This is a genomic window from Bifidobacterium callitrichidarum (genome assembly GCF_003129905.1).
In the GTDB taxonomy this organism is placed as follows: domain Bacteria; phylum Actinomycetota; class Actinomycetes; order Actinomycetales; family Bifidobacteriaceae; genus Bifidobacterium; species Bifidobacterium callitrichidarum.
The window spans coordinates 16,415-27,466 of the sequence record NZ_QFFM01000034.1; the positions used below are offsets into that span (position 1 = coordinate 16,415).

Here is an 11,052-nt window from a genome sequence, read left to right on the forward strand (position 1 = left end):
GATATCGCAGGTAGCAGGGTGCCATGCTGGTTGTGAGGCGAAGGCCCGATTACGTCGAGCATCCCTGGAGGGACTACCCCTCAGTCGGCTGCGCCGCCAGCTCCCCTGACAGGGGGAGCCGAGGAGAGGGGCTGTTTGTTTTACGGTAACGGTACTGCAATTATGGACGGGCTTTGCCCGCGGCCTGTTGATCCTTCTATCGACTCGCGCACTGCCTAAAAGCCCGAAATCCTTACGGATTTACATCGCGACGCAGTCGCTCCCCTCACCTGCGGACAGCTCAGTGGGCTGTTTGCTTTACGGTAACGGTACCGCAATTACGGACGGGGCCCATGGCCCCGCGGTTTGCTGGCTCGACTGTCGTCTCGCACGCTGCCTACGGACAGCACACTGTGCTGTCCGTTTTACGGCAGCGTCATAAAGTCCGTGTCTTTGAGGTAGTTTTTGCCGGCGGTGATGTCGTACTGGATGAGCTTGTAGTCGGCAAGCAGCTGCTTGGTCGCTTCGTCGAAGTCGTCCTCGCTCATCGGGTTGCCGGCGTGGTCCAGATAGATCGACTGGCCTTCGGGGATGCGGTCCCAGCCCTGGATCTTGTTGACCACCGGCGGTTCCATGGCGGCCACCTTCGCGTGCATTTCGGTGAGGAACGCGAGGTACGGCGAGACCTTGGCGTTCATATGGTCGGCGGCCTGGGCCACGAAGAAGTTCGGCGAGGAGTAGGCCGAACCGCCCGTCTTGTTGCCCTGCGTGCCGGATGCCTTGTTGGACCAGATGAAGTAGTCGGTCAGGTGCAGCGCGAGCGAGTTGTCGTCGTCCTGGCTGGCGGAGGAGTAGATGCCGGGCAGATGGTCGCCGTAGAAGACCACGGTGACGGGCTTGTCCAGTTTGTCGAGCTCGTCCAGGAACTCCTGCGTGGCCTCGTCCGTGATGGACGCGCCCTTCTGGTAGGTCTCGATGGACTCCTTCTCATCCTCCTCCAGCGGTGTGCCGGTGGTGGATTCGGCGGTGAAGTCGTTGTTCTCATACCACTCGTGGTAGGGCATGTGGTTCTGCATCGTGATGATCTGGATGAACTTGCTCGTCTTGCCGGACTTGATTCCCTCCAGCGCGGAATCGTAGGTGGACTTGTCCGAGACGTACGGCGATTCGTCGATCTTGTCCTGGTACTTGATCACGTCCGGGCCGGTGAGCGTGTAGAAGTGCGAGAAGCCGAATTTCTTGTAGTTCGTGGCACGCGAGTACATGCTGGACTCGTACGGGTGGTAGCCGAGCGAGTTGGCGGGCGCGCCCCACAGCTGGTTCACAGTGGGTGTCCAGTGTTCGGACGGCACGAGCTGCTGGTAGGGGCTGGTCAGGGAGGAATCGAAGTTGGCCATGCTCAGGCCCGTCAGTCCCATGTACTCGAGGTTCGCGGTGCCGCCGCCGTAACCCGAGGAAAGCATGAGGCCGGAGGTGGTGGATTCCTTGATCTTGCGGATATTGGGCATGGAATCCTTGTTCACCTTGAGACCGGGCACGCGGCTCGGGTCGGAGAACGATTCGGACAGCACGTACACCACGGTGGAATCGTTGAGATCGTTCGCACGGGAGGCGTTGATCTTGGCGGCGGCCTTCTTGTAGCGTGCGGCCACCTGCTTCATGGTTTCTTCGGAGTAGTTGTCCGGCTTGTTCATAACCTTCGGGTGGAGCTGACGGGTGAATGCCACGAGCGGGCCATTGCGCTGCGCGTCGTAGACGGAATCCCACATGGACGGCTTGTCGCCCATGGCGTGCGAGAACTTGTTGGCCCACGAATCGGTGGTGCTCACCTGCATGCAGTACAGGGAGAAGGCGAGGATCGGCAGCAGGATGAGCACCAGTCGCGTGCCGAGGTTCAGGCCGATGTTGCCCGAACGGATCATGCGGCCCTTGCGACCGTCGAGATGACGCAACACCAGAATCAGCGCAAGCAGGGCCGCGAACACGCCGAGCGCGATGAGGATGGTCACATGTGCGCCGGCCGGAATGAACGTGAGCATGTTGCCGGTGTTGGAACCTAGGAAATTGAGGTCGGCTGGCAGGATCGCCTCATAACGGATCTCGATCTTGAAGTGCTCGATGGCGGCCACGAAGATGGCCACGCCCACAATCACCGCGCTGGCGGTCCAGAAGCGGTTGAACAGCATGAGCAGCATGAGATACAGCAGCCCCACGAGCAACACGTTGAGCAGCACCACGGCGTTGCCTTCGCTCCACAGCTTGGTCACGAAGTTGAAGCCGACGTCCGGGCTGGACAGCTGCACGCGCGTAGAGCTGGTTGACACGCCCACTTCGAGTGCGGCCACGGCCACGGCGTCGAACACGATGAAGAGGATGGCGTACAGCCAGCCGGGGAACGGCCTGTGCGGATGCTTGGGAGTGACCTCGTCCGCCTCGGCACGGTCCTCCCAGAGGCGCCAACGGGACCTCGATACGCTGCTACTGCTCGTGTTAGTGGTGTTCTCGCTCATTCGCCTGCTTGTCCTGTGATGTTTTTCCGTGGCATATTTTCGCCACCGAACCTTGGAGAATCAGCGTTCTCCCCGGTTTCCTCACGGTTCTCTAACTATTGGGACCGGTTCGGGGGCCTTGCGCCGTTTCCCGGCCATTCACTCTGAAGCAACCTTAACGCAAAGGGTGCCTCGGGTCAGCCCCGAGACACCCTGAGTATGGCCCTGATTGGCGTGATACGGTACGGAATCACACTACTTCGCGGCCGTCGCGAACTGGTCCACGAGCGCGCCCATCCAGTCGAGCAGGTCGCCATACTTGGCGGGCATCTGCTCGGTCAGCTCCACGACCGGCACGTCGGCCTGCTTGGCGGCATCGGTGATCTGCTCGGTGGTGGAGTTGGATTCCTGCGTGTTGAGAACCAGCAGCTTGGCGTCGCCGGCCTTGAGCGCGTCCTGGAAATCCTTGATGTCGGCCGGGGTCGGCTCGCTTTCGTTGGCGGAGGCCTGCGCGTAGCCCTGCGGCGTGGCGTCGGTCATGCCGAGATCGTCGGCCAGATACCAGGCCACGGATTCGGTGGCCGCGTACGGGAGGTCCTTGGTCTTGGCCGAAGCGTTCTTGATTTTGGCTTCGAGCTGGTTCTCCTTGGCATGCCAGTCCTGGTTGAGCTTGGCGTAATCGGCCTTGTGGGCGGGGTCGGCCTGCTGGTAGGCGGCGGTGATGACGTCCGCGGCCGCCGTGCGAGCCTTGGCGGAGAACCAAACGTGCGGGTTGTCACCTTCCTTGATGCCGGCGGTTTCGGCGGCGTCCACCAGCGTGGCCTTGGTGGACTCGGCGGCCTTGGACGCCCACGGGTCATAGTCGGCGCCGTTCACGATGGCGACCTGCGCGCTGCCAAACCTGGCCACATCCTTGGCCGTAGGTTCGTAATCGTGCGCCTCGACGTTGGTCTTGGTCATGATGTTGGTGACGGTGATGTGCTCGCCGCCGAGATCTTTCGCAACGGAGCCCCACTGGTTGATGGAGGCGACGACCTCGATGGTGCTGGAGGCATCGGTTGCGTCGCCGGACTTGGCGGCTCCAGCGGCGGTTCCGGCGCCGGCGGACCCGCAGGCTGCGACGGTGAGTAATACGGCTGCCGCGGCGATTCCCGCGAATGCACGCTTGACATAAGATGCGACGGACATAGTTTTTCCTCTCTATCTGGCATGTTTGCGGCCGGTCTGCTGGCAACCGCCTGGTTCGCAGCGGTTCCGCATGCAGTCGTTCGGCCGACTTCGAAGCGATCCGAACAGTACCGTCGCGGTGCCATCGCAGTTCCCTCAGTCCGCATCCGAGATGGACCTGAAAACCGTGCTCCGAACATCGCGGCACATCGCTCTGACGTTCTTCGCCGATCTTCGGGTAACCGCGTGATTCCCGTGAACTCGGACCTCTTCAATCGTTTTCAGAAGACAGCATAACACATATTGAGAATCATTTTCATTAGCATTAAATCGGCGTGTCACGCATCTTGCGCTCAAACTGCTTCCATAGCTTCAAGGACACAATCGTCAGATTCACCCAGACTTCTCGCCAATCGCGTATACGGCTCCTCGAGTCGTCCTCCTCGTGCCGATCCACACCAATCCTGGAGCGGCCAAGGCGGCAGCCCCCCCCCTACAGACGGCCGACTCCGACCGGCGGAGCCGTCCTCCGTTGCCTCCACGCACCGCACATTTCGTATCCAAAAGCGTCGCAGCTCATCATCAGCGGCTGCCCCCACTCAAAAATCAACATCGACCGCAATGCCCCAGCAACAATCCTCGAGAGACCATCATCGGCCGGCGACGACCTTTCGACGACACCCCCTATCGCTTCCGTCGCGGTCATTTCATACCAGTACGCCATGTATTCTGTACTGAAAAGACCGCCACAACGGCGTTCTGCGGTCTTTTGAGTACAGGAACATGAGTCTTCTGTACTGAAAAGACCGCCAAACAGTCCTCCAGAGGTCTTTTGAGTACAGAAGGGCAACTCTTCTAGCTCCAAAAGACCGCAATGCCACCTTTCAGGGGTCTTTTGAAGCCAGAAAGCCGATCTTCTAGTCTCAAAAGACCGCCACGTCCTCTCCAACCAGCAGACACTCCGCCCAGCACTCCTCCGCCTCAAGCATTTCGCGGCAATCCGGCAGCACACAACTTGTCAATCAACGGCTGTCTCCGCATAACATCGTCATAGCTGAGACGAACTATGCGGCTCACACCCCACTCATACAGCTTGTGCTCCCGCTCACCCTGTTGATTGACCACGGCCTGGATGGAACGGTGGCCCGTCATCGCAGGATCCGTGTATTTGACCATACCGTCATATTCCGCGACAATCGTGTATCCGCCTGGGAACGACCACGCAAAATCAACCCGGTACCACTCACCAGGATTTCCGGGCGCCTCAAACACCCGTTGCAGTTGCGGCACCGGGAAACCCTCCTCTATCATCACCGCCCGCGCCGATGACTCACCACCATTCTCGCTGAGCGGATCCACATACTCCAGCAACCGATTTATCGCTGAGGTATCACGACGAAGTCCCGCACATAGGGAGCGCAGCCCGCCCACAGCGCAAACACCTCTCCTAAAGGCCGAGTCAAAGATGGGCAGCGCACTGGCAAACGGAAGGATCAGGGCACAATCCACCAGTGTCCGATCCACTGACGTCACTTGCACACCCTGCACTCGAGCAAGCGGTATTTCGGACATAAATATATGGCGTATACCATTCGCACCAGGGCGGGACGTGTCCGTAGATGCAAGATACAACCCCGCACGATGAATCGACCACTGATGATCAAATCCATACAGGGCAGCTGCCGTGGGCCCGGCGAACACCCATGACGGATATCGCGCCGCCAAACAACGCGCGAGATGCTGAGCCCGCTCGGCGTCGTTCAGCGAGTCCCAATAATCCGCTCTGACGAATATCCCACGATACGGGCTGACCAATTCCCCGGCGCGCACCCGACGCCTCAGTGCCTTGCCCTCGGCGATGTTGGCCGCAAACACGCAGCTGCCTCGTTGCTGCGCTTGCGCAAGTTTGTCCGCGATGATGTGATGCGTCTTCATGAGCCCGACGCTAACCGGCCGCGTATGCGTCCGTCTACCTGGGCCGACCTATGTGGATGCAGCTTTCTGGTTACCGGCGTGTTGTGGATTACTCCACATTTCGGCGCATCGCCGCCCGTCTCATTCCTGACCAGTCACGACCTCGGCAGCCACAGCCAGGGCCAAAGTCACTGGCGATAGACGTATCCGACAGAACAGGCCCGTCTGACGATGCCCGACCTAACCACCGCAAAAGGAAAGGCCCGGCTGATGAGGCCGGGCCCGAGGAGAGAGGAAGAGAAGAAGGAAGAAGAAAGGTTCGTTCAGTTATGAGATTCTGCGGAAATCCCGCCGGCTCGCTTTTGTTTGCCGACACTCATATATAACCGCGCGAACCTTCGCATAACGATGCGGGATTCGGCATATTCCCTCACGCCTTCCTGAAAGTCCACTGAGCCTCGCGTCAAATCATCGCGAATGAATGCGTACCAAATTACACGAATGTACACCGATGTACACCATTGCGTACCGTTGTGCACCATTGCCCGCCGCACGCGGGAAGCGACTGACGTAGGTAGGCCTATCGAACGTCAACGCACGTTTGACGTACCTACGGCACTCGCCGCTGGGACGTGGCCGCGAACTCGACGAGTACCACCACACGTCTAACGCCGACACAGGTACGGTGACCGACCTGCACCGGCCCCGACAACCGCCCATCGCAGACTCGACGAACGTTCCACGCAGACCCAGCGAACGCTCAGCAAGAGCTTGCAACGACTGCGATGAACTAATGCCGGCGCACGACTCCGGCGAGATCGACATCCACAAAGTAATGACCGCTGACGGTCCGCCTGAACAGCGCACCTTCCCCGGCCGCCAGCTCGTCCGGGAGCGACCGCGAGGAATACGCCTCCTTGACCAGTTCGGGAGGGATGCGGTCGAGTCCGATGAGTCCGAGCCGGTCGCCATCGATGGAGAAGGTGAGCCAGGCCATGAGATGACGGTGACGCCAGTCAGCTATAGGATCGGGGCCGAACAGTTCCTCCCACCGGTCCGCCCGGAGGTACGCGGGGATGCGGATCGTGCGCGGCGCCTCGTCGCACCGGAAGACGATGTGGATGAGCGGATGCTTGACCGGGTCGCCATCGTTGTCCGTGTCGTCCGGGGACACGACCATGTCGCCCGAGTCGAAGGCCTTGGTCCGCACGCCCACGACGTCCGGGTTCAGCGAGGCTTTGTGGATGCGACTCCACCTGATTTCCGCGCGCACGCACTCCACAGCCAGAATCGCCGCGACGACGGCAAGCAGCAGAAACACGAGTCCGACGCCAATGTTGCGCCAGTTCGCGGCAAAGAGGCTGAAATGCGCGTCGTCGCCGTGGTTCGTGACCCACATGGAGCCCACTTCGGCGGCGATTCTGCCCACGCCGGCAATGGCGCATCCGACCGCAGCCGCCGCGCCAATCACGATGCCGGCCGCATCGCCCAAGGCGTTGCGATTGCCCGCCGCAAACGATTCGCGCGCCACGTCATTCGTGCCAGTGATCCAGACCGGCGATTCCAACGGATACGTCAGCTTCTGCGTGGAGTCCGGCACCTGGTTCTTGGACGATTGCGTCATGCGATTCCCCTCTCCCCTCGATTGTTGCATTCCATTATCGAAGCAGATGCAAGGAATCACCGGACCGCAAGATGACCATACGATGAACTTTAGAAAGCCCATGGCAGCTAAGAACGCATCAACAATGCCAGCATTCCGAACCCATGACACGAAACCCAGCGCTTCGACATCGACGAACACATTTTATATAGTCATAACTATTATTGTTTAGACTATAAAAGTCACGACTATATAAAGGAGGCTTCGGAAATGACCTTCATAGGACGGAAAGACGACCTCGCCTTTCTTCAAGACTGCTACGACTCCCCCAAAGCACAGCTCGTGATCCTGTACGGGCGCAGACGAATCGGCAAAACCGAGACATTGTCGCATTTCTCGCAGGGCAAGCCCACACTGTTCTTCTCCGCGCAAATGGCGACCAAAGAAGAGCAACTCGGCGAATTCTCCAAACGCATGTTCGAAGCAGGAGCGCCGGCAGGAAAATATCTTCGCCAATATTCCGATTGGCAAACCGCGCTTGGCGAAATCACCACGCTGCCGGCCGTCAGCGACGGTTCACGTAGGCTTGTCATCATCGACGAATTTCCCTACCTCGTGAAATCGGATCCGGCATTGCCGTCCATCTTGCAGAATCTCTGGGACCACTCGCTCCAACACTCCGACATCATGCTCGTGCTCTGCGGCAGCGCCATGAGTTTCATCGAAAAGGAGCTGCTCTCGGAAAAGGCGCCTCTGTACGGACGTGCGACAGGCATTCTGAAAATGCTACCGCTCCCCTACTGGGACGCCATGCAGTTCTTCCCCGGCTACAGCGACGAAGACAAAGTCCTGGCCTATGCCGCGCTCGGAGGCATTCCACAGTATCTCAATTCGTTCGACCCCGACCAGCCACTCGCATATAACATCAAGCGGCACTTGCTGCGCAGAGGCACCGCGCTCTATATGGAACCGGAAATCCTCATGCGCGAGGAATTCCGCGAAACAGCGAAGTACAACACCATCATTCGGGCCATCGCTCTGGGAGACACCAGGCTGAATGACATCGCCACGCACACCTTATTGCCACCAGGCACTTTGGGCTTCTACCTGTCCAATCTCATCGAGGTCGGCATCGTTCGCCGGGAGTTCCCCGTGACAGCATCGACCGGGGAACAAGCAAAAGGCACTCGTGGACTGTACCAGCTTGACGATGACCTGTTCCGATTCTGGTATTCCTTCGTGTACCCCAACCGTTCGGAACTGGATCGCGGTGATATCGACGGCGTGTATGAGGAGGATGTGGAACCGGCGCTGCATGATTTCGCATCACGCGCCTTTGAACATATCAGCGCGGAATGGCTCATGCGGGAAAGCCGGGACAAGCGTCTGCCGTTCAGGCTCAACCGTACTGGACGTTGGTGGGACAAGACCGACGAAATCGACGTGGTGGGATTGAACCGCGCCAGCACTCAGGCGATCGCCGGTGAATGCAAGTTCCGCACCACGCCGATGGATCCGTCCATGCTGGAGACGTTGCGCAACCGAGCCGCGAAGCTCAAGGCCAATCATCGACTGCTGTACCTGTTCTCGCTCAGCGGGTTCACTCCCGCACTACGCAGCATCGCCGATGCGGATGACTCAGTACGACTCATTGGCATTGGAGAGATGTTGGCAGTAGATTGAGGTGCCGGACCGATACAAAACTCAGCTGCCGTCTTTGAGACTTTTGATTCCCTTGAATTCTTTGATTTCAGGTGTGACGAGGAATCAAAGGACTCTTTTTTCCTATCGACAGCTGAATCACAAGGAAACAAAAGTGGGTGCATACCATGTTGGTATGCACCCACCTGAGCTATGCCGGATTATCTATATCCCACGGAGCGCCAATCAGGCGTTCAGCATGGCCTTGGTCTTGCGAGACTTCAGGAACACCGTCACGCCCGCGCCGGCGAGCAGGGCGGCGACCACGAAGAACAGGGCGATGCCTTCGGCACCGGTCTTGGGAAGCTGTGAGGTACTGGTGACGTTCTTGTACCTGTAAATACCGCCATCCTCAGTGAGCAGTTTGTTCGGGTTGAGATCGGTAATCGTAAAACTCGCCTTCGCTCCCTCCTCGACATGAATCTTGAGATAGGCGCGAAACTCCTTCAGATAGTAGTTGCCAGTGGGCATACCACTCTCGACCACGTAATAGTCACCAGCCTCCCAATTGTTAATAGCGACGTGACCATCATTATTAGAGGTGAGCACACCGTTCTTGCCGATGGTGGTGACAACCTCGAACTTATTAGTGTCGATGCTGCCAGACGACTTATCGCTTGGGACAAAGTCGGAGTCTTGCACAGTATTGTCCTTGACCTTGTAAACGGTGAACTCAACGCCCTGAAGTCCCTTACCGTCGGGTCCAGTCTTCTCGAAGTAGCCGTTCGGCTTGCAGTTCGTCGTAATGTTGGTCTTCGGCTCACCCGTGCCAGCGGCGAGATTCGATTTCTTACCTTCGATGATGAGCGTACCGTCCGCATTCTTCACACTGGCATCCTCAATCTTGGTGCCGACGAGCATGGCTTGCAGCTTGCCGTACGTAATCGTACAGTTGTTGGCGTTCGGTCCTTCAGCCGGGAACTTGGTCGTGGTATCGAGCAGCACGTACAGACCCGGACCAGAGACAGGGTTTGTACTGTTGAAGTCGAACTTCGCGGTCGCCGGATTGGTGTCCGTTCCAGCAGTAACGTCGGGCTTGATGGTCGGAAGCGTCGTGCCAGTGCCCTCCGCCAGTTTCTTGCCGAGATTCGTGATGAACGTGCGCCACGTGGTTTCGTCGATGGTCTTGGTGGTCGCCCACACGAGCGGATCCACATCTGCGGGAACCGTTTCACTAGGCCATGTCGTTGTAATCGCGTCCTTGATTTGAGTCTCGTATGCGGTATTCGTCACCAACGTGAGGTACTTGGTCTGACCAGTCGTATTAGTCTCAGGCGTGAGCTTGTAGCCTGCGAGTTTGATGTACTGAAACACACGTGAATTGCCATCGGCATCCTGAAAATTCTTGACGTTATCCGACTTGAGGGTAATCGTGCCATCACCAAGCGACGACACCACACCAGTCTCGCCGTCCGCATTGGCGGTGGTGACGCTGAATGCCATGCCGCCGAGCAGGGTGGCGACGGCGGCTAAGCCGGCGAACAGTTTTCTCATTTGCATGAGATACTCCTTCTTCTTTGTTTGTTCTTTCGATGTTCTGTTGGGATCACGGAGACTGGCACCGTTGTGGCTCCATGATCCGCAAAATCTGTATTGGGGGTTTGCGGCCGGCATCCGTTGATTGAAGAATGCCGGCCGATGTGCTTCCATCACCGACGACTCATGCACTCGATGACGGAAGCACAGTCATTCACAGCTCACGACGCTTCACCCGTCCCGTTGCCAACGCGGCGAGCGCCGCCATCAACGCCAGTCCACCGCCAATCAGCATCCAGCTACGGGCGTCGCCGCCCGTCAACGGCAACTGAGTGACAGACTTGGCATTCGGAATCTTGTTACTGGTTACACCGCTTAGAGCGACTTCTTCCTGCCGGTAACCAATAGAGAACGTGTAGTCAGTATTGGACTCCACATATCCCTCCGGAGCTTTCGTTTCAGTCAGCTTGTACGTGTACTTGACACCCTCATTGGACGGCATCGTTAGACCTTTAACCCTGAACTGTCCAGCTACGCGATCCACGTCGGCGTAGGTCTTCTCGCCCTTGCCATCCGTGCCACCGGTCAAATCATTGGTCTGAGTGTCGCAATAATTATTATCACTCTTACAGTCCGTCACCTTGGCTCGACGTGCCTCACGTTTTTTGAGCGCGTAGGGTGTGGTGGTGCCTCATCGGGAATGAGCGCGAACGGTATCGGTCC

Annotated in this window: 7 protein-coding genes; 1 reads left to right on the forward strand and 6 read right to left on the reverse strand. The window is 58.3% G+C overall.

The features are described from left to right. Positions 1–404: 404 nt before the first annotated feature. The 4 genes from DF196_RS12040 to DF196_RS12060 form a co-directional block, all read right to left on the reverse strand. On the reverse strand, positions 405–2,489 hold the full coding sequence (locus DF196_RS12040; protein WP_109058047.1) for an LTA synthase family protein: 2,085 nt from the start codon (positions 2,487–2,489) through the stop codon (positions 405–407). Positions 2,490–2,723: 234 nt separating this feature from the next. Continuing rightward, positions 2,724–3,656 (reverse strand): metal ABC transporter solute-binding protein, Zn/Mn family, encoded by a 933-nt coding sequence (locus DF196_RS12045; protein ID WP_109058048.1) that lies wholly within the window; start codon positions 3,654–3,656, stop codon positions 2,724–2,726. A gap of 960 nt (positions 3,657–4,616) precedes the next feature. Continuing rightward, complete coding sequence (locus tag DF196_RS12055) at positions 4,617–5,570, reverse strand: type IV toxin-antitoxin system AbiEi family antitoxin domain-containing protein (RefSeq protein ID WP_109058050.1); 954 nt, start codon at positions 5,568–5,570, stop codon at positions 4,617–4,619. Positions 5,571–6,339: 769 nt separating this feature from the next. Further along, positions 6,340–7,173 carry a hypothetical protein gene (locus DF196_RS12060; protein ID WP_109058051.1) on the reverse strand — a complete coding sequence of 278 codons (834 nt, stop codon included), beginning with the start codon at positions 7,171–7,173 and terminating at the stop codon, positions 6,340–6,342. 249 nt (positions 7,174–7,422) lie between these two features. Between DF196_RS12060 and DF196_RS12065 the strand changes: the two genes are divergently transcribed. Next, positions 7,423–8,835 (forward strand): ATP-binding protein, encoded by a 1,413-nt coding sequence (locus tag DF196_RS12065; protein WP_109058052.1) that lies wholly within the window; start codon positions 7,423–7,425, stop codon positions 8,833–8,835. 204 nt (positions 8,836–9,039) lie between these two features. On the opposite strand, the gene DF196_RS12070 is transcribed toward DF196_RS12065, so the two are convergent. Both DF196_RS12070 and DF196_RS12075 read right to left on the reverse strand, forming a co-directional pair. Next, a complete protein-coding gene (locus DF196_RS12070) occupies positions 9,040–10,353 on the reverse strand; it encodes a SpaA isopeptide-forming pilin-related protein (RefSeq protein ID WP_109058053.1) in 1,314 nt (437 codons plus the stop codon). 190 nt (positions 10,354–10,543) lie between these two features. After that, entirely contained in the window at positions 10,544–10,918 is a 375-nt protein-coding gene (locus DF196_RS12075; protein ID WP_146194762.1) for a prealbumin-like fold domain-containing protein, read from the reverse strand. Positions 10,919–11,052 lie beyond the last annotated feature (134 nt).